This window comes from Cnuibacter physcomitrellae (genome assembly GCF_014640535.1).
Lineage (GTDB): Bacteria > Actinomycetota > Actinomycetes > Actinomycetales > Microbacteriaceae > Cnuibacter > Cnuibacter physcomitrellae.
This window is the reverse complement of record NZ_BMHD01000001.1, coordinates 1,734,139-1,752,828: the sequence shown is the minus strand read 5'-3', so window position 1 is coordinate 1,752,828 and position 18,690 is coordinate 1,734,139. Positions and strand designations below refer to the sequence as shown.

Sequence of the window (18,690 nt, the reverse complement as noted above, 5' to 3'; positions counted from 1 at the left end):
GCCGAGGGATGGATCCGGTGCATCGCCCCGTGCTCGCGGTCGCGGGCGACCTGCTCGAGGACGTCGTCGTCTGGGGCGTCGGCGCCCTCGAGCGGGGCACCGACAACCCCGGCCGCGTCTTCCGCTCGCAGGGCGGCAGCGCGGCGAACGTGGCCGTGCGCGCCGCCGGCATGGACGGGGTCCGCGTGCGCTTCCTCGGCCGCGTGGGGGAGGACGCGATCGGCGGAGTCCTCGAGGCGGAGCTGCAGGGGCAGGGCATCGAGACCGTGCTCCAACGGGGCGGCACCACGGGGACGGTGATCGTGCTGGTGGATGCGGTCGGCGAGCGGACGATGATCCCCGACCGAGCCGCCTCGGCCGAGATCGAGCGCTTCCCGTCGGAGGCCCTGGACGGCGTCGCCTGGCTGCACCTTCCGCTCTACGGGTTCCAGACGCCTCGCGCACGCGAGGCGCTGCTCGCGCTCGCCTCGGACGCCCGCGCTCGCGGGGTGACGGTGTCGATCGACCTGTCGTCCGTGTCGCTCCTGCGCGACCTCGGCGACGACCTCGACGGCCTCGTCTCGGCCATCCGGCCCGAGGTCGTCTTCGCGAACGCGGAGGAGGCCGCCGTGGTCGACGCGCGTGCGTGGGTGCAGAGCCTCGGATGCGAGCTGGTCGCGAAGAACGGCCCCGACCCGGTCCTGGTCGTGAGCCGTGCCGGCGAGGAGTCGTTCCCGGTGCCGCGCGTCGAGGCCGTGAGCGACACCACCGGCGCGGGCGACAGCTTCGCCGCGGGCTACGTCGCCGCATGCTTGCGCGGCGAGCCCGTCGCGGCGGCGGTCGCCGCCGGCGCCGCGGCCGCCGCCGAGGTCCTCACCGCCCCCGGCGCCCGCCGCGCCTAGCTCCGCCCTCCCCATCCCTCCCGTTTCGCCACACCCACGTGGTTTCGCCACACCGATCGACGTGGCGAAACAGCGTGGGTGTGGCGCAACGTGGGGGTCAGGAGGCGGGGCGGAGGAGGACGGTGTTGTCCCAGGGGTCGGAGACCGTGAGCGTGCGGCCGTCGTGGGCGGTCTGCAGGCCGTGGTCGCGCAGCCGCTCGTCGGTGGCGGCGACGTCCTCCGCATCCGGGACCACGATCTCGACCTGACCGAGGCCCAGGGCGAGCCTGCGGCGGCCGGCGCCGGCCGAGTTCCAGACGTTCATCGCCATGTGGTGGTGGTAGCCGCCCGCGGAGACGAAGAGCGCCTGCGTGCCGTACATGGTCGTCACCTCGAAGCCGAGTGTGTCGACGTAGAAGTCGCGGGCCTGCGCGACGTCGCCGACGCTGAGGTGCACGTGCCCCACGCTCGCGCCGCCGAGGCGGGGGTCGGCGATGGAGGCGTCGGTGAGGTGCTCCTGGAGGAAGCGGTTCGGGTCGAGGAACAGCGTCGACATCTCGATCGAGCCGTGCGTCCAGCTCCATTCGGTGCGGTCGCGGTCCCAGTAGAGCTCGACGCCGTTGCCCTCCGGGTCGTCGAAGTAGAACGCCTTCGAGACCAGGTGGTCGGAGCTGCCGGTGAACGAGCCCGGGAATCGCGTCGCGACCGAGTAGACCGCCGCGGCCAGCGCCGCTTCGGTCTCGTAGAGGATCGCGGTGTGGAACAGTCCCGCGCTCCGGGGCTCCGGACGGCGCAGCTCGGGCGCGTGCTGCAGCACCACGGCGGGCACTCCGCCGCGGCCGAGCACGGCGGAGTCGCCGTCCTGAGCGAGGACGTCGAGCACGACGGCGTCGCGGTAGTAGGCGATCATGCGGTCGAGGTCGCCGACGCGCAGGGTGACGGCGCCCATCACCGTGGCGGGCGCGAGGAGATCGGATGCGGTGCTCATGATGTCCTTCTCAACATCGGATGCGACCCTCGCATTCCTTGTAGCTACAACTATTATCCGGATGCGAGCGATCGACCCAGCGAGACCGTGCGAGGACCGTCGGAGTAGTACCCGAACGCGGGCACGTCGTCGTAGCCGCGCGACCGGTAGAGGCCGAGCGCGGGGACGTGGAGGGTCGTGGTCTCGAGCACCATCTCGGCGATCCCGGCGGCGCGCGCCGTCGCCTCGAGGTGGGTGAGCACACGCCCCGAGATCCCGCGCCCGCGCGCCGACTCGAGCACGAACATCCGCTTGAGCTCGGCACGGCCGTCCGGCAGCGTGCGCCAGCCTCCCATGGCGACGGGCGCACCGTCGAGATACGCGATCACGAAGTCCCCGGCCGGCGGCGCCAACTGCTCAGGATCGAGCGGCGCTCCGTCGGGCTGCCCGTACATCCGCGTGTACTCGGCCTGCACGGCCTCGATCAGCGGGAGCGCATCCGCGTCGTCGTACCGACGACGCTCGAGTCGCAGCGTCATGCTCACCCGACGACGATACCCGCCCCGTCGCCGCCGAGAGCCGACGCCGAGGGCTCATTTCTGGCGCCCTCTCGCGCGGGGTGGGTGCAGGAAGTGAGCAGCGGATCCTGCTCGCGCGGGCTCAGGCGCGCGGAGGCGGCGGGGTGTTGAGGTGGCGGAGCTCGCGGAGGGCGGCGATGTCGCGGAGCATCTTCGCGGTGGTGCGCTCGCTCTCGGCGGTGTCGGAGGAGAGGCCGTAGCGGCGGTGGCGCTGCAGCGTGAGGAGCCAGCCCCGCGGGAGGTCGGACGGGAGGGTCCGCGGATCGACGGGCCTGCCGCTCGACGAACGGCTCTGGCGCTGACGCTGCTCTGGGGTAGTGGACACTGTCGATCTCCACGCTCGGCTCCGCCCCGCGGGTGACGGGACGCGCGTCCAGTCTCGCCGCGGAGAGGCGACGGGATGTGGCAGCGCGGTGTCAGTGGCCGGATGCTGCCACGCGGAGGCGGCGACGCATCCGGAGGCGTTCGCTCAGACCCAGCCCCGTCGAGCCGCCTCGACACCCGCCTGGAAGCGGTTGTCGGCGCCGAGCTCGACCAGGAGGTCGTGACTGCGCCGCCGCAGCGAGCGCACCGAGATGCCGAGATGGCGCGCGGCGGCCTCGTCCTTCACGCCGGCGCTCATCAGGGCGAGCAGCGACTGCTCCTCGCTCGTCGGACCGCGCTGGGCGCTCTCGAGGTCGGCGACAGAGTCGCGGGCCTGCTGCACCGGCACCGCACGACTCCACGTCGCCTCGAACAGCTCGCAGAGCGCGGCGACCAGGGGCGCCGAGGAGGTCACGATCGCGTCGCTCCGCCCCGGCTCGACGCTCAGGGAGACGAGGGCGGTGGTGCGGTCGGCGATCGCCAGCTTGACCGGGAGCTCCGGCACGATGCGGGCCTGCTCGCCCCGTTCGGTGAGGCGGATGGCCTCATCCCACGCGCCGTCCCGCTCGAAGCTCTGAGCCGCGTAGACCGCCCGCCACAGCACGCCGCGCCCGATGACGGTCGTCTCGCGGGGCTCGAGCGGCGAGGAGACGTAGGGCGGCCGGTCGAACACCATGAAGTCGCGGAGCGCCTGGTGCTGCAGCCGCACGTACCAGGCGGCGACGGTGTCGCGGTCGCTCAGCACGAGGGTCTCGTCGGTCGACGCGGTGGCGGTGAGGGTGCGGTCGAACCGCTCCCCGAGCACCGGGATCAGCTCGCGGACTCGGCCGAGCTCGCTGTTGAGGCGGTCGAGCAGCGAGGTCACGGCGAACCGCGGATCGACCGGCGAGTAGTAGCCCGACTCGCTGATCTCGCGCGACACCAGGCCGAGGGCGCGCAGCGACTCGAGCTCTGCGGCCGCCGACTCGACCGGCAGGTCGAACCTCGAGGCCACGTCGTCGACCAGGGTCTTGCCCCGCGAGACGACGAACAGGTACACCGCCTCGTTGGACTCCGTCAGCCCGTCGAGCACGACGAGCCGCCCCTGGTCCTCCATCGGTTCCTCCCCGCGACGCGTGCTTCCCGCATGCCGACAGGTCGGATGATACCGGCCCGGCCCGATCGTGCCGTGTTCAGTCGGGAAGACCCCAGAAGGATCCTCGGAGGCCCACCGAGCGGAAGTAGTCGGCGGCATGGCGGGGTTCCCGACGCTCGTAGGGGGTGTCGAGTCGGCCGTCATACCAGTGGGAGGCGAGTCGCCAGAGCGTGGAGAGCGACAGGATGTCTCCGCGGGACTCGCCCGACCGTTCCAGCCAGTCGTCGACGCAGGCCTCGGAGCAGAAGATCTGCTGGTTCGCACAGGCGTGCGCCCCGTCGGGCCAGATGCGGTCGGTGGGCACGAGGAAGTGCGCCACCTGGTCGCCCACGGGCGGCTCCGTGTTCGTGACGGTCCACGCGTGCGCGGCGGAGCACGCGGGACAGGTCGTCGCCACCAGCACCGACGGCGCCTCGGGCACCAGGTGCGGGATGGCGAAGGCGTCCCACGCGCATCCGCCCCACCAGAGCGTCGTCGGGCCCATCACCGAGAAGCGGAACGACCGTGTGGCGAAGGGGTGCGCCAGCACGACCTCACCGCCCTCGAGCACGACATGGTGTGCGTCGGCGAGCTCGCGCAGTGCCGCCTCGACCTCGCCGGTCGAGGCCCGCGTCAAGCGGGCGAGCGCCCGGATGCCGGGAGCGGATCCCGTCTCTGCGAGGTGCCGGTACAGGGTGATGCGCACGCGTTCAGCGAGGTCGGAGACGGGCATCAGGCGAGGACCTCCCGAGATCGGGGTGCCGCGAGCCGTGCGGCTGCGGTCTCACGGAGCGTCGTGCTGAGGACCCGGATGCCCGCATCCGCGGTGCCGGACTCCCGAGTCGCGAGCATCAGCGACCGTCCGACCGGGGTCTCCAGGTCGAGCAGCTCGACCTCGTCAGGCAGGTGGTCGACGGCGAGCGAGGGGATCAGGGCCACCCCGACCCCTGCGGCCACCAGTTCGAGCTGCACACCGAAGTCCACCGTCTCCGCGACGACGCGAGGACGGAAGCCCGCCAGCCCACAGGCGCGCTCGACCATCGTGAAGCAGGTGAGGTCGGCGGTGGGCGTGATCCAGGCCGCGTCGGCGAACTCGGACAGTCGCGCGGGCCTCCCGCCGGCGGCCGCCGGATCCGTGCGTCTCACGGCGAGTCGCACCGGCTCGGCTCCGAGCGGTCGTGTCACGACTCCCCGTCCCGTCTCCCGAGGGACGTTCGAATACCCGTGGACGACGGCCAGATCGACGGTCCCCGCGGCGAGCGCGTCGAGGGCGTCCTCTGGTTCGAGCGTGCTGAGGGTGAGCTCCAGGCTCGAGCCGGGGTCCTCGAGGATCCGCCTGCACGCGTCGACCACGAAGGTCCGGGCGGCGGAGGGGAAGGCGGAGAGCGCGTAGCGTCCCGCGCTGCCCGAGCGCAGGGAGTCGAGGTCGAGCTCCGCGAGGGAGAGCCGCGCCAGGATGTCGTGCCCGTGGGCCGCGAGCAGGGCGCCGGCCGGGGTGAGCGCCACCCGTCGGCCGACGCGCCGGGTCAACGGGACGCCCACCTCCCGTTCGAGCGCTGCGAGCTGCATGGAGACGCCCGGGGCCGTGAGATGGAGCTCCTCGGCGACCGCGGAGATCGTGCCCAGCCGATCCAGCTCGGCGAGCATCCGGAGCTTGCGGACGTCGATCACCTCGCCAGCATATGCTCAACGGCACTGAATAATCGAGTAAAGAACACTCAGTTGTGCTAGTCAATCAGGGCGGTCACGATCGTGGGATGGTCCCTCTCCGCGCGCTTGCAGCCGGCCTCCTCGTCGTCGTCCTCTGGGCCTCCGCGTTCCCGGCCATCCGTGTGGCTGCACCGGTCCTGGGAGTCACGGGGTTGTCCTTCGTCCGGCTCGCGGTGGCGTCGCTCGCGCTCGTCGTCTGCGCTGTCGTCGTGCGGGCTCGGCTGCCGCGGATGCGCGACCTGGGGTGGATCCTCGCCTGCGGGTTCTTCGGGATGGCGGCCTATCAGCTCCTGCTCAACCAGGGCGAGCTCGATGTCCCTGCGGGCACGGCGAGCATCATCGTCGCCGCAGCGCCGCTGGTCTCCGTCGCCGCCGCTCGCGTCCTCTTCCGGGAGCGGATCTCGGCGGTGACCGTGCTCGGCAGCGCGATCGCCCTCGGCGGGGTGGCGTTCGTCTGCCTGGCTCGAGCGGGCGTCTCCCTCTCCGGCTCCGTGTGGATCGTCGTCGCTGCGATGGTGGTGCAGGGCATCTACCACCCGCTCCAGCGTCCGCTGCTAGCCCGCTACACGAGCATCGAGGTCGCGTGCTACGCGATGATCGCCGGCACGATCATGACGCTGCCGCTCGTGCCCTTCGACGTCGCCGGCCTCGTCGATGCCGGGCCCCAGTCGTGGCTGGCGGCCGTCTACCTCGGACTGCTGCCCTCCGCGGCGGGCTTCGTGCTCTGGGCCTACGCGGTGGCCAGGATGCCGGTCGCCGCGTCCACCGCGCTGCTCTACCTCGTCCCTCCGATAGCGGTGCTCGTCGCCTGGGTGTGGCTGGGGGAGGCTCCGATCCTCGCCGAACTCCTGGGGGGCCTCGTCGTCATCCTCGGCGTCGTCACCATCTCGGTGGGGCCCCGTGTGCTTGCGGCACGGCGCGGCCGGCCGGGGCCGGCGCGACGCCAGACGTCTCGCCGCGGGCAGGAAGCCCCGGTCGTGGAGCGCGTCGTCGGCAGCTGAGCGCCGCGCGGCCGCCCCTAAGGCGCCGCGCGGCGGCGGCGCAGCACCAGGACCACGACGACCGCGGCGACGACGACCACGACGATGACGCCGAGGGCGAGCAGCAGCGGGAGCATCGAGTCGCTCGAGCCGCTCGTGGCGTCGAGCGCCACGGCCGTCGCCTCCGCGGACGGTGACGCCGATGCGGCCGCGGACCCGCCCGCCGAGCCCCCGGGCGTCGGCGTCGCAGAGGGGGTGGCCACCGCGGCGGGGGCCGGCTGCGCGAACGTCACCGGCGTGAACGACTCGTTGTTCGCGTTCGCGACGCCGTGCGCGCCGATGGTGATCACACCGCACTGGGTGGTGAGGCAGTCGACGGTCACCTCGTTGTTCTCGCGGTCGAAGGTCTGGAACACCGGTCCGGGAACGGTGAGGGTGGTCGCCCAGGTGCCGTCCGCGGCGAGCACCCCGCCCGACGCGGACGCCTCCGTCGAGCCGCCCGGGAAGGAGATGAACTGCTGATACCCCTGCGGAGAGGCCTCGTCGTCCATGGCGTAGCGGTAGGAGGTGCCGGTGGCGCCCCCGACGCTGGGCTGCCATGCCCCTGAGGGGTCGACCCAGCCGAAGAGGACGTAGATTCCGCCGAAGCCGCCGGAGACAGACTGGAAGCCGGTCCCGGACACCTGCAGCTGGGTCGGCCCGTCCGGGTTCATGACCGGCATGCCCTCCGACGGCGCCGCAGCACTGGCACCGCCGACGACGGTGATGTCGACGAGCGGGGCGGCGCTCGCGGCGGCGGACGAGCCCAGCATGCTGCCGAGGAGGGTCGCTGCTCCCGCCAGGGCGAGGAGGAGGCGGGAGGGGCGGCGGCGACTGGTCATGACGTTCCTTCCAGGGCGGGGGATGACGGCGGGGCGGAGGGGGAGGCGGCGCTCGCGCGACCGGCACGACGGGGGAGCACGATGAGCGTCCCGTCCGACGGATGCGTCAGCACCTCCAGCGGGTGGTCGTACACCCGCGAGAGCAGGTCCTCCGTGAAGACCGTCGCGGGCGGTCCGTCGGCTACGACGCGCCCGTCCGCGAGCAGGCACACGCGGTCGGCGAACGCCGCGGCGAGCGAGAGGTCGTGCAGCACGACGATGACGGCGTCGCCCGCGTCGGCCCGCTCGCGGGCCAGCCGGAGCACGTCCTCCTGGTGGCGGATGTCGAGGGCCGCCGTCGGCTCGTCGAGCAGCAGGATGCGCGTGCGCTGGGCCAGGATGCGCGCCAGCGCCGCCCGCGCCCGCTCGCCGCCCGAGAGGGACGGGACCGTGCGGGGGAGGTGGCGCGCGAGGTCGGTGCGGAGCACCGCGTCGGCGATCGCGTCGTCGTCATCCGCCTCGAGGGCCGTGCCCGCCCAGGGCGCGCGCCCCATCTCGACCACCTGCTGCACCGTGAAGGGGAAGGACACCGCGGTCTGCTGCAGCAGCACGGCGCGCTCCCGCGCCAGGTGCTTCAGCGTCCAGGAGCCGAGCGGTCGCCCCGCGATCTCGACGGTCCCGGAGCCGAGCGCGACATCCCCCGAGATCACGCCCAGGAGCGTCGACTTCCCGGCGCCGTTCGGGCCGACGAGCGCGAGGAGCTCGCCCGGGCGTGCCTCGAGGTCGACGTCGTCGAGGATCCGTGCCCCGCCGATCGAGACGGACACGCCCCTCGCCACGACGGCGCTCATCCCCATCCTCCCGATCGGGCGCGGGTGCGCCGCAGCAGCCAGAAGAAGAAGGGGCCGCCGACGAGGCTCGTGAGCATGCCGATGGGGAGATCGGCGTAGGGCACCGCCGTGCGTGCGACGAGGTCGGCGGTGAGCAGGAGGAGCGCCCCGCCGAGCGTCGAGGCGATCAGCAGCGGCAGATGGGCGGGGCCGAGGATCATGCGCATGAGGTGCGGGATCACGAGCCCGACGAACGCGATGATCCCGGTGAAGGCGACCGCGACCGCCACGAGCAGCGCGACGAGCACGATGACGCCGATGCGGAGCCCCTCGACGTTGAGGCCGAGATGCCGTGCGGCCCTCTCGCCGAGGGTGAGCAGGTCGAGTCGCCGGGCGAGCACGAGGGCCACCGCGACCCCGACCAGCACGACGGGGAGCACCACGAGGACATCCGACCAGAGGGCTCCGTTCAAGGAGCCCAGCTGCCAGAACACGATCTCCTCCCGCGCCTGCTGGTCGCCGAAGAACACCAGGAACGCCAGTCCCGCGCTCGTGACCGCGTTGACGGCGATGCCGGTGAGCACGAGCGTGACCACCTCGGTGCGGCCGCCCGAGCGGGACATGACGTAGACGAGCACCGTCGCGGCGAGGCCGGTCGCGAAGGCGACGACGGCGATCGTCCACGAGCCGAGGAACGCCCATCCGAACACGATCGTCGCGGCGCCGCCGAGCGCCGCACCCGAGGAGACCCCCACCACGCTCGGCTCGGCCAGCGGGTTCCCGAAGATCGCCTGCATGAGCATCCCCGCCACGGCGAGCGCCGCTCCGACGAGGATCGCCAGGGCGATGCGGGGGAAGCGGATCGTCCAGAGCGCCGCGTCCGCGTTCTCGTGCGCGGGGACGGGGAGCACGCCGTCGATGCCGAGGTGGTGCAGCACCGAGCCGAGCACCTCCACCGGCGGGACGGCGAGCTGGCCGGTCCCGGCGGAGACGACGGCCACCACGACGAGCGCGAGGCCGAGGCCGCCGAACAGCAGCGTGCGCACGGCGACCCGGTCGCGGCGCGGAGCGCGCGCGGCGACGACGTCCTCGAGGTCGACGGCCGCGGTCATCGCGAGGCGGCCGAGTCGCTCGGTGCGTAGAGCGCGCCCGCCAGGGCGGCCAGCACCTCGGGTGTGCGCGGGCCGAAGCTCAGGATCTCGTAGTCGCTCATGTCCACGATCCGCCGGTTCTGCCCCGCTGGCGTCTGCGCGACGGCAGGGAGCCGCTCGAGCAGGCCGTCCACTCCGCCCACCGACTCCAGTCCCTTCGTCATCACCAGGATCACGTCGGGCGCCGCTGCGACGAGCGCCTCCGCGGTCATCGGTCGCATGCCCTGGATGCCGGCCTCTCCCGCGACGTCGACCGCGCCGAGCGAGGTGATGAGCGCATCCGCCCCGGACTCCCCGCCGAAGATGTAGTACACGCCGGCGTTGCCCCGGACGTAGAGGAAGAGCATGCGCAGCCGGTCGGCCTGGGACGTCGGGGCGATCGCCGCGATCTGCGCCTCGGTGGCGTCGATCCGCTGCTCGAGCTCGGCGGCGACGCTCGCGCCCTCGGCGGGCACCCCGAGGGCGTCGGCCACCGACTGCACCAGCGACCCGACGGTGGCGAGGGAGCGGTCGGGGGTGACCACGACGACGGGGATCCCGGCGTCGCGCATCTGCAGCACGACGTCCCACGGCCCGATGGAGGTGTCGGTGAGGATGACGGTGGGGGCCAGGGCGAGGATCGCCTCGGCGCTCAGCTGGTGCCCGCCCTGCGTCACCTCGGGGAGGTCGGCGGCCTGTGCGAACCCGGTCGACGTGTCGCGTCCGACCACCTGATCGCCGAGCCCGAGCGAGTAGACCGTCGCCGCGAGCGTGCCCGCCATGTCGAGGGCGAGGATGCGGCTGGTGTCCGTCACGGTGACCGACGTGCCCTGGTGGTCGACCACCGTGACCGGCAGCGAGGGCTGCGGATGCGGGGCGAGGACCGGGACGGCGTCGTCGGCCAGGCAGGCGGTGGCGGGCCCGGTGATCGATCGGGGATCGGCGACGGGCTGGATGTCGGCGAGCTCGACCGGGCTCGCGTCGGCGCAGGGAGCGGGTGCGGCCGCGGCCGTCGCGCCGGTGGGGGAGGCCTCCCCATCCGCGGTCTGGACGGAGCAGGCGCCGAGGCCGAGGAGGGCCGTCGAGGCGACGACGACGAGGGCGAGGCGGCGGAGGCGGGAGCGGGACACGGCGGATCCTGACGGGCGACGATTGAGGTAAGGCTTTGCTTAATAAGCTTAGGCTACCCATACTAGGGGCTGATGGGCCGCTGAGAGAGCGGCCGCACACAGCCAAGAACTGGAGTTGATCTCGTGCGAACTGGGAGAAGACGTCTGAGGCCCCTCGCGGGCCTCGTCGTGGGCGCCGTCGTCTCGGGGCTCGCCGTCGTCGGCATCGCAGCGCCCGCATCCGCGGCGACAGGTGATGTGACGGGGGCGTCCCTGGACTGGGGATTCAAGGACTCGTGGCGCAGTTACGTCGCTCGGTTCGGGGGGACCGCGACCGCCTCGGGCGGGGCGACCACGTCACCCGCCTACGGTTGGTCCTCGGGTGCGGGCACCTTCGACGTGACGACCGGAGCGGCCGACGTCGCCCTCGCCGGGACCGTGGCCTGGAGCGTCCCCGCCCACGGCATCTCCATCTCCCTCTCCGACCCCGAGATCGTCCTCGACGGCGACGGGACGGGTGAGCTCCGCTTCGACTACGTCGACTCGACCGGGGCCTCCGGCACCGGCGTCTTCGCCACCCTCACCGGAGCGGTCCCCGTGCTGGCCGACGGCGTCGCCACGTTCACGCAGGTCGCAGCCGCAGCCGGCCCGGCGACGGCTGCGGTCTTCACCGGTTCGTACCCGGAGGGCTCCGCGCTCGACCCGGTGTCGTTCGCCCTCCCGTACGAGGAGGCGCCGGTGCAGCAGAGCACCACGACCACGCTCGGGGTCTCCCCCTCCGGCAGCGTCGAGCAGGGCACCGACGTCGAGCTCTCGGCGACCGTGTCCCCGGCCGCCGACGGGACCGTGCAGTTCACCGACGGGGGATCCCCGCTCGGCGCCCCCGTCAGCGTGAGCGCGGGCGTGGCCACGACCACGACCGGAGCGCTCGCGGTGGGCGACCACTCGCTGGGAGCGGAGTTCACCCCGGCCGACCCCGCGCTGTTCGCGTCCTCGTCCGCCTCGGCCGTCGCGCTGACCGTGACCGCCCCGCCGACCCCGGCCGTCGGCACGACGACCGCGGTCGCCCTCGCTCCGGCGGCCCCCGTCGCGCTCGGCACCGCCACCACCGCCACCGCGACGGTGACGGCCGAGACCGGCACCGCGACCGGCTCCGTCGAGTTCTTCGACGTCGCCGCGGGCACCACCGACCGGGTCTCCCTCGGGACCGCCGCCGTCGAGGCCGGCGTCGCGACGTGGACCGGGACGCTCGGCGCGGGCGGTCACACCGTGGTCGCCGCCTACCGTCCCACCGTCGGCTTCGCCGGCTCGGAGGGCACCACGACGACCAACTACGGCGTCGTCGACACCGCCGAGGCCGCCTCGTGCGTGCCCGCCTCCGGCGCCGCCACGCTCGAGGGCGTCTCCGCCCGCTGGGACTACAGCGCGTACAGCACCGAGTGGGTCAAGAGCGCGACCGGTGACATCACCGTCGACGGCCAGACCTTCGTGCTCTCGGACGGTGTCGCCACCGTCGGCTCCGACTGCGCCGTGATCTCGTTCGACGGCACCCTCCGCGTGCTCGCCTACCCCTCGTTCGGCGGCTTCTGGATCGACCTCACCGATCCGACGCTCGCGATCGCGGCCGACGGCACCGGCACCTGGTCGGCCGACGTCACCACGTTCGAGGACTCCACGCCCGTCCACCGCGTCGTGAGCACGCTCTCCGGCGTCGCGTTCCCCGCGTTCGCCACGGCGGGCACCCAGTCGATCGCGCTCGCGTTCGACGGCACCACCGCGCGCGGCACCTGGAGCGCGAACTACTCCGACGCCTGGTCGAACGCCTTCGTGCTCGACGTGCCGTCCTCCATCCGGCCGTTCTACTACCGGTCGGGCGAGACCGCGGGCAACCTCCGCAAGCCGCCGTCGCCGATCGAGCTGAGCTGGCCGGCCCTTCCGGCCTCGCCCACCACGACAACCCTGGCGGTGGGACCCGCCGCTCCGGTCGTGCAGGGCACGCCGACCACGCTGACCGCCACCGTCGCGGCTGAGCGCGGTACGGCCACCGGATCGGTGGAGTTCTTCGCCACTGCGGACGGCTCCTCCGTCCCGGTGTCGCTCGGCTCGGCAGCGCTCGTCGACGGCGTTGCGACGCTCGCCACCTCGACGCTCGCCCCCGGCGGACACGTCTTCACCGCGGCCTTCGGCCCGGCCGGGGCCTTCCTGGCCTCGACCTCCGCTCCGACCGCGAACTACGGCGTGGTCGACACGACGACCCCGGCCGCCTGCACCGTCGACGCGGGTTCGCCCACCGTCCAGGGCGTCGCCGCGAGCTGGGACTGGAGCGCCTACAGCGCCGAGTGGACCAAGACGGCCTCCGGTGAGGGCGTCGTCGTCGACGGCGACACGTTCACCTTCAGCGACGGCGTCGCGACGTACGACCAGGACTGCGCGATCGTCCAGTTCGACGGGTCGATCCGCGTCACCGCCTACCCGGCGTTCGGCGGCTTCTGGGTCGACCTCGCGAACCCCACGCTCGTCGTGGGCGCCGACGGTGCCGGCCTCTGGACCGCCGACGTGACGACCTTCGAGTCGGCGACGCCGAAGCGTCTGGTCGTCGACACCGTCTCGCTCGGCGGCCGGCCCGACTTCTCGGCGAGCGGTGAGGCCACCGCGACCCTCGACTACGACGGCACCACCGCATCCGGGACGTGGAAGGCCGGTCACGACAGCGCCTGGGCGAACGACTTCGTCATGAACGTGCCCTCCTCGCTCCGCGCGTTCTACTACGCGTCGGGTTCGGGCAGGGACGCGGACAAGGTCCCGTCGCCGATCCAGCTCGCCTGGACCGTCGTCCCGACGCCGTCGGATGCGGGAAGCCTCGTGTGGGGCTTCAAGCAGTCGTGGCGTTCGTACGTCACGGGCATCGCCCAGGGCACGATCACTCCGTCGAACGGCGCCACGACGACGTCGGGCGGGCTGTTCGAGTTCGTGCAGACGGACGACGGCGACTTCGACCCCGCCACCGGCGTGGGCTCCCTCGCCTACCAGGGAACCGTCTCGTTCGTCAGCCAGGCGCACGGGTTCGACATCGCGATCGCCGACCCGATCGTCACCCTCGACGGGACCGGGACGGGCAGGCTCTCGCTCCTGATCTCGACGAGCGACACGGCCGGCACCGGCGACATGGCGCGGGTCGAGACGGCCACGCTGACCATCCCGGCCGGCCAGCCCAGCGGCGAGCCGCTGACCTGGACCGACCTCGCGGCGGCGTTCACCGACCAGCTGCCGAGCAGCTTCGCGCAGTACGCGGGCCAGACGGCGGATCCGGTCACGTTCAGCTACGGCGCCGTGGTGCCTCCGGTGATCGTGCCGACCGTCACCCTCTCCTCGGGAGAGGTGAAGCAGGGCGACCAGCTCGTCGTGACCGGCACCGGCTTCGGCTCGGGTGCGCAGGTCTCGGCGACCGTCCACTCCGACCCGGTCCAGCTCGAGCCGCAGACCGCGGACGCCCAGGGAGCCGTGAGGTTCACCTGGACCGTCCCCGCGGACTTCGCGACCGGCGCGCACACCGTCGAGGTGGTCAGCGCGGCGGGCACCGCCAGCGCGCAGTTCACCGTGACGGCGGCCGCCGTGGCGCCCGCGGTCCCCGCGGTGGCCTCGCCGGCGCAGCAGCAGTGCGTGGCGCAGGAGGTGACCGGCGCGACGATGTCGTGGGGTGTGAAGGAGTCCTTCCGCACCTACATCACCGGTCCGATCGCGAAGGGGACGATCTCGACCAGCGGCGTCGCCGACAACGGATCGAGCTACGGCTGGTCGGGAGGCTCGGGCGCCTACAACCCGAGCGACTCGCTCGGCCGGGTGTCCTACTCCGGTTCGGTGCACTTCACCGGTCATGGCGGCCAGCTCGACATGACGCTGGCCAACCCCCGCATCCAGGTCACGGGTCCGTCGTCGGCGGTGCTCATCGCCGACATCAGCTCCAAGCAGCTGTCGGGCGGCACCGTGTCGGTGAGCGGCACCATCGCGACGCTGTCGCTCTCGGGCGGCTCGTCGTCGACGACCTCGACCAGCGTGTCGTACAGCGGCGTCCCCGCGACGCTCACCGAGTACGGAGCGAGTGCGTTCGGCGGCTTCTACTCCGGTGGCGCCGCGCTCGACCCGGTGTCGTTCACCTGGCCGCTGGGCGCTGACGTGCCCTGCGACACCACGACCGACGGCAAGCTCGCCTCGACCGGTGTCGACGGTGCGGATGCGATGGGCGCCCTGGCCGCGGCCCTCGCCCTGCTCGTCCTCGGCGCCGGCGCGGTCGTGATCCGCCGCCGCCGAGTCCGCGCGTAGCGGTCCCGTTCCCCCCGGGGTTCGTCCACCAGATGCACCTTCCTGAGCCCAGGAGCGTGCGTTCGGTGGACGAACCCCGGGGGGAACGCCGTCACGGGCGGCGGGTCTCCACCGCGGGGGCCTCGTCGGGGCCCTCTGCGGAGGCCACCGTGGGCATCGACGCGGCGGAGTCGGATGCGGTCCGCGCGTCTCCGGGACGCGGGCGCGGGCGGCGGGTGACGAAGTACGAGCCGCCGAGCACCAGCACGAAGCCCACGATCGTCCACACGGTCACCTGCTCGCCCAGCACCAGCACACCCGCGATGATCGCGACCGCCGGGTTGACGTACGTGATCGCGGTGGCCTTCACCGGGCCGATCTCCGAGACCAGCGACACCATGAGGACGAAGGCCAGCGCACTGCACACCACGGCGAGCACGACGATGGCGAGGATCGCCTGGCCCGACGGCCAGGCCGGCGGCCAGGCGCCGGTGAGCAGCACGAACGGCACGTACGCGACCGCGGTCCCCACGAGCGAGACGGCGACCACGCCGATGCCCGGCAGGTCCGACATCCAGCGGGCCAGGACGGCGGGTCCGAGCGCGTAGCCGACCACGACCACGGCCATCTGGGCGACCGCGATGAGGTCGGACCCGCCGACGTCGAGGCCGACCAGGGCCGCCACCCCGAGCATCCCGATCGCGATCCCCGCCCAGTTGAGGCCGCTCAGCCGCTCGGGGCGTCCCATCGCGAACGCGACCGCAACTCCCGCCAACGGGACGGCCGCGAGCAGCAGGCCCGCGGTCGAGGAGGGCAGCCGCTCCTCCGCCGTGCTGAGGAAGTACCAGGGCAGGATGATCTCCACCACGGTGTAGACGAGCATGGGCCGCCAGCGCCGCAGCACCGGCCCCACCTCGCGCCGGAACAGGGCGAGGGGCATCAGGAGGATCGCGGCGAGCCCGGCCCGCGACAGCACCACCATCGCAGGCTCGAGCTCGCCCACGGCGATCTTGATGAACAGGTAGGGGATGCCCCAGGCCAGTCCCAGCCCGGCGAACAGCAGGATCCCGCGTCGCGTCATCCCCCCATCCTCTCGCGGGACCGGTGGCGGTGAGGGCGGGGCGTCCTCAGATCGCGGTGTGCGTCGCGTCGGTGCGGAACTCCGTGTACATGTACGGGTTGTCGAGCACCTTCGTCTCCGGGATCTCCGGGTTCATGCCCGCCTGCCACACGTCGTCGCCGAGCGTCGACCGCAGGTACTCGACGGTCTCCTCGGCCTGCGAGCGGATGCGCGCCAGGTCGTCTCCGACCAGCGTGCCCTCGTGCTTGGCGACCTTCCCGTCGACGACGACGGTGTGCACATCCGCCCGGCCCGCCTGCAGGGCGACGTGCCCGTAGGGGTTGAGGATCGGGAACATCGACGGCGACCCGTCGTTCTTCAGCAGCACGAGGTCGGCCTTCTTGCCCTTCTCGATGCTGCCGACGAGGTCGTCGAGGCCGAGCGCCTTCGCGCCGCCGCGGGTCGCCCAGTCGACCACCTGCTCGGCCCTGAGGTGCGAGTGCGTGACGGTCTCGCCCTTCTCGTGGGCCTTGACGTGCTCCCACGAGCGGTCGGCACCGAGGGTGGAGCGCATCGCGGTGAACAGGTCGCTGGAGAACCACACGCTGGTGTCGACCGACAGCGACATCGGGATCCCGTGCTCGCGCAGCACCCACGAGGGCGGGTAGCCCTGTCCGCAGCTCTGCTCGCTCTCGGTCGAGAGCGACACGGACCCGCCGGTCGCCGCGATGCGCTGGTACGAGTCGGTGCTCAGGGTCGCCGCGTGCACGTAGACGGTGTCCGGCGTCATGAAGCCGTTCTCGTGCATGAGCCGGATGCCGTCGTCGTTCGTGGCGCCCCACACCCCGGCGTGCGTGGTCACGGGCAGGCCGAGCTCGCGCGCCACCTCGAACGCGGTGCGCTCCGGGAAGGCGGGGTCACCGGTGACGTCGAAGGCGAGCTGGAAGCGCAGCATGTCGGACCCGGTGTCGTTCGCCCGCACGAAGCTCTGGAAGTCCGCGCTCGCCGACCACTCCCAGGGCGCCCCGAAGATGTTGCCCGGCGCGAAGACGAAGCGGCCCGCCGAGTCGCGCAGCGACTGCAGTGCGGCCTCGGCGTGCTCGATGGTCCGCAGCCCGTGCGACCAGTCGACCGTGGTGGTGACGCCGGAGTCGAGGGCGTCGATCGCCGAGAGCGCGTTGCCGGCGTAGATGTCCTGCGGACGGAAGTGGTTGCCGTACTCGAGGTAGTACCAGACGAAGTACTGCGTCAGCGTCCAATCGGCGCCGTAGCCGCGCATCGCGGTCTGCCACATGTGGCGGTGCGTGTCGATCATCCCGGGCATGAGGATGCCCCCGGAGGCGTCGATCTCGACGGCGCCGTCGGGCACGGTGAGGGCCGAGCCCACCTCGGCGATGCGGTCGCCGACGACGAGCACGTCGCCATGGGGGAGGACGTCGTGGGCGTCGTCCATGGTGAGGACGAGGGCGTCGCGGAAGACGATCGGGCGCCCGGCGGTGAACTGGTCTGCGGACATGCGCGGCTCCTTTGCCGAAGGTGGGGTGGGGTCAGAGGGCGACGGTGGGGTAGTCCTTGCCGAGCCAGTGCGAGAGCTTCGCGGCGTACTCGCGCTGGAACGACAGCGGACCCTGCTCGGCCGAGTAGTCCTCGTCGTAGAGGGCGATGAAGATGGTGAGGCAGAGGAAGAAGTGCGCGCCCATCTCGAACAGGGCGACGTAGTCGTGCTCCACCAGCGCCGTGCGCTCCTCGGGCTCGAGGCGGAGCCAGGTGGTGCGCTCGACAGGGTCGCCGTTCCCGAGACGCCGGCCGAGGTCCGCGTCCCACGCGTCGACCAGCTCGGCGGGCGATGCCTTGTAGGCGGCGAGCAGCTCCGGGTCGCGGTCGACCTGGAAGAGGAACTTGTTGACGTAGTAGACGCTCATCGCGATGCCGTCCTCTCCCGCGGATCGCCCGACGGATACCAGGTGAAGTAGGCCTCCATGGTGTGGAAGAGGTCGAGGTCGTCGACGTACGCGGCCTTCTCCGGTCCCGCGATCCCCATCATCAGGATGAGGTCCATGAACCCGTGGGTCGCGTTGCCCGATCCGCTCATCGACTCGTGCGTGACGTTCGCGAGGATGCTGTCGATGTCGCCGTTCGAGAGCCACTCGATGGCCTGACGGTCGAACACCGGGTCCGGCCCAGTCTCGCCGAACTGACGGGGTCCGCCGAGCTCGAGCGAGAGGTGCCCGCTCCCGACCGCGGCGATCCGCTTGTCGGACGGGTACTCGTCGATGATCTCGCGGATGGCCCGGCCGAGGTCCCAGAACCGCTTCGGACTCGGCAGCGGCGGCGCGAAGATGTTCGTGTAGATCGGCACCACCGGCAGGTCGCCGTCCGGTCGTGTGGTGATGATGGGGCAGATGATCGAGTGGTCGAGCTTCAGCTCGTGGCTGACCGAGAAGTCGAAGCCGCGGTCGAGCAGCCCCTGCAGCATGAAGCCCGACAGCTCCTCGTGCCCGTCGAGCACGTACCGCGGGATGCTGAACTCGCGCTCCTCGTTGTAGTACGTGGCGTCGTACGTCGGCTGCTTCCCGATGAGGAACGTCGGGTAGTTGTCGTGGAAGAACTGGTGGAAGTGGTCGGCGCCGACCATCACCAGGATGTCGGGCTCGGCCGCGGTGAGCGTCTCGCGGTAGGCCTCGACCTTGCGCTTCCACTCCGGGGCCTGCGGCATCTGCTCCTCGGGCGGCGTCAGCTCGGTCGCCTTGAGGAAGAACGGGTGGTGCGTGGTCGCGAGGACCGCACTCAGTGTCGCCATGTCTCTCCTTCGAGTCGGTGCGGATGCGTG

At 72.2% G+C, this 18,690-nt stretch carries 17 protein-coding genes; 3 read left to right on the top strand and 14 right to left on the bottom strand.

What is annotated here, in order from left to right:
* The first annotated feature begins 17 nt into the window (after nucleotides 1-17).
* Complete coding sequence (locus IEX69_RS08155; RefSeq protein ID WP_174604495.1) at nucleotides 18-881, top strand: carbohydrate kinase family protein; 864 nt, start codon at nucleotides 18-20, stop codon at nucleotides 879-881.
* Between the two features lie 97 nt (nucleotides 882-978).
* Here the strand turns inward: IEX69_RS08155 and IEX69_RS08150 are convergent, their stop codons facing one another.
* From IEX69_RS08150 to IEX69_RS08125, 6 genes are all read right to left on the bottom strand, one after another.
* Entirely contained in the window at nucleotides 979-1,848 is an 870-nt protein-coding gene (locus IEX69_RS08150; protein WP_229756283.1) for a VOC family protein, read from the bottom strand.
* Nucleotides 1,849-1,901: 53 nt separating this feature from the next.
* A complete protein-coding gene (locus tag IEX69_RS08145; protein WP_085020529.1) occupies nucleotides 1,902-2,366 on the bottom strand; it encodes a GNAT family N-acetyltransferase in 465 nt (154 codons plus the stop codon).
* Nucleotides 2,367-2,487: 121 nt separating this feature from the next.
* Nucleotides 2,488-2,730, bottom strand: a complete 243-nt coding sequence (locus tag IEX69_RS08140) for a hypothetical protein (RefSeq protein ID WP_085020528.1) — start codon at nucleotides 2,728-2,730, stop codon at nucleotides 2,488-2,490.
* A 144-nt stretch (nucleotides 2,731-2,874) separates the two neighbouring features.
* On the bottom strand, nucleotides 2,875-3,864 hold the full coding sequence (locus IEX69_RS08135) for a helix-turn-helix domain-containing protein (protein WP_174604494.1): 990 nt from the start codon (nucleotides 3,862-3,864) through the stop codon (nucleotides 2,875-2,877).
* A 76-nt stretch (nucleotides 3,865-3,940) separates the two neighbouring features.
* A complete protein-coding gene (gene merB / locus IEX69_RS08130) occupies nucleotides 3,941-4,615 on the bottom strand; it encodes an organomercurial lyase (RefSeq protein WP_085020526.1) in 675 nt (224 codons plus the stop codon).
* Complete coding sequence (locus tag IEX69_RS08125; protein WP_217348619.1) at nucleotides 4,615-5,553, bottom strand: LysR family transcriptional regulator; 939 nt, start codon at nucleotides 5,551-5,553, stop codon at nucleotides 4,615-4,617. Before IEX69_RS08125 ends, merB begins: the two co-directional genes overlap by 1 nt.
* A gap of 86 nt (nucleotides 5,554-5,639) precedes the next feature.
* On the opposite strand from IEX69_RS08125, the gene IEX69_RS08120 reads away from it, so the two are divergent.
* Complete coding sequence (locus IEX69_RS08120; protein ID WP_085020525.1) at nucleotides 5,640-6,593, top strand: DMT family transporter; 954 nt, start codon at nucleotides 5,640-5,642, stop codon at nucleotides 6,591-6,593.
* A gap of 17 nt (nucleotides 6,594-6,610) precedes the next feature.
* Here IEX69_RS08120 and IEX69_RS08115 read toward each other — a convergent pair whose 3' ends face one another.
* The 4 genes from IEX69_RS08115 to IEX69_RS08100 are packed head-to-tail and all read right to left on the bottom strand — an operon-like array spanning nucleotide 6,611 to nucleotide 10,522.
* Entirely contained in the window at nucleotides 6,611-7,453 is an 843-nt protein-coding gene (locus tag IEX69_RS08115; protein ID WP_085020524.1) for a hypothetical protein, read from the bottom strand.
* The gene (locus IEX69_RS08110) at nucleotides 7,450-8,283 is read right to left on the bottom strand and encodes a heme ABC transporter ATP-binding protein (protein ID WP_217348618.1); all 834 of its coding nucleotides are present in this window, start codon (nucleotides 8,281-8,283) and stop codon (nucleotides 7,450-7,452) included. The genes IEX69_RS08115 and IEX69_RS08110 overlap by 4 nt, the downstream gene beginning before the upstream one ends.
* Nucleotides 8,280-9,374, bottom strand: coding sequence for a FecCD family ABC transporter permease (locus tag IEX69_RS08105; protein WP_085020522.1), 1,095 nt, complete (start codon nucleotides 9,372-9,374; stop codon nucleotides 8,280-8,282). Before IEX69_RS08105 ends, IEX69_RS08110 begins: the two co-directional genes overlap by 4 nt.
* Nucleotides 9,371-10,522, bottom strand: a complete 1,152-nt coding sequence (locus IEX69_RS08100) for a heme/hemin ABC transporter substrate-binding protein (RefSeq protein WP_085020521.1) — start codon at nucleotides 10,520-10,522, stop codon at nucleotides 9,371-9,373. Before IEX69_RS08100 ends, IEX69_RS08105 begins: the two co-directional genes overlap by 4 nt.
* 168 nt (nucleotides 10,523-10,690) lie before the next feature.
* Between IEX69_RS08100 and IEX69_RS08095 the strand changes: the two genes are divergently transcribed.
* Nucleotides 10,691-14,821, top strand: coding sequence for an HtaA domain-containing protein (locus tag IEX69_RS08095; RefSeq protein ID WP_174604493.1), 4,131 nt, complete (start codon nucleotides 10,691-10,693; stop codon nucleotides 14,819-14,821).
* A gap of 91 nt (nucleotides 14,822-14,912) precedes the next feature.
* On the opposite strand, the gene IEX69_RS08090 is transcribed toward IEX69_RS08095, so the two are convergent.
* From IEX69_RS08090 to IEX69_RS08075, 4 genes are read right to left on the bottom strand one after another with little or no spacing between them, the layout of a single operon-like run.
* Nucleotides 14,913-15,881: a DMT family transporter gene (locus IEX69_RS08090; protein ID WP_085020519.1), complete on the bottom strand. Its 969-nt coding sequence runs from the start codon at nucleotides 15,879-15,881 to the stop codon at nucleotides 14,913-14,915.
* A gap of 46 nt (nucleotides 15,882-15,927) precedes the next feature.
* Complete coding sequence (locus tag IEX69_RS08085) at nucleotides 15,928-17,376, bottom strand: amidohydrolase family protein (RefSeq protein ID WP_085020518.1); 1,449 nt, start codon at nucleotides 17,374-17,376, stop codon at nucleotides 15,928-15,930.
* Between the two features lie 31 nt (nucleotides 17,377-17,407).
* Nucleotides 17,408-17,782, bottom strand: a complete 375-nt coding sequence (locus IEX69_RS08080; RefSeq protein ID WP_085020517.1) for a hypothetical protein — start codon at nucleotides 17,780-17,782, stop codon at nucleotides 17,408-17,410.
* On the bottom strand, nucleotides 17,779-18,660 hold the full coding sequence (locus IEX69_RS08075; RefSeq protein WP_085020516.1) for a DODA-type extradiol aromatic ring-opening family dioxygenase: 882 nt from the start codon (nucleotides 18,658-18,660) through the stop codon (nucleotides 17,779-17,781). The genes IEX69_RS08080 and IEX69_RS08075 overlap by 4 nt, the downstream gene beginning before the upstream one ends.
* Nucleotides 18,661-18,690 lie beyond the last annotated feature (30 nt).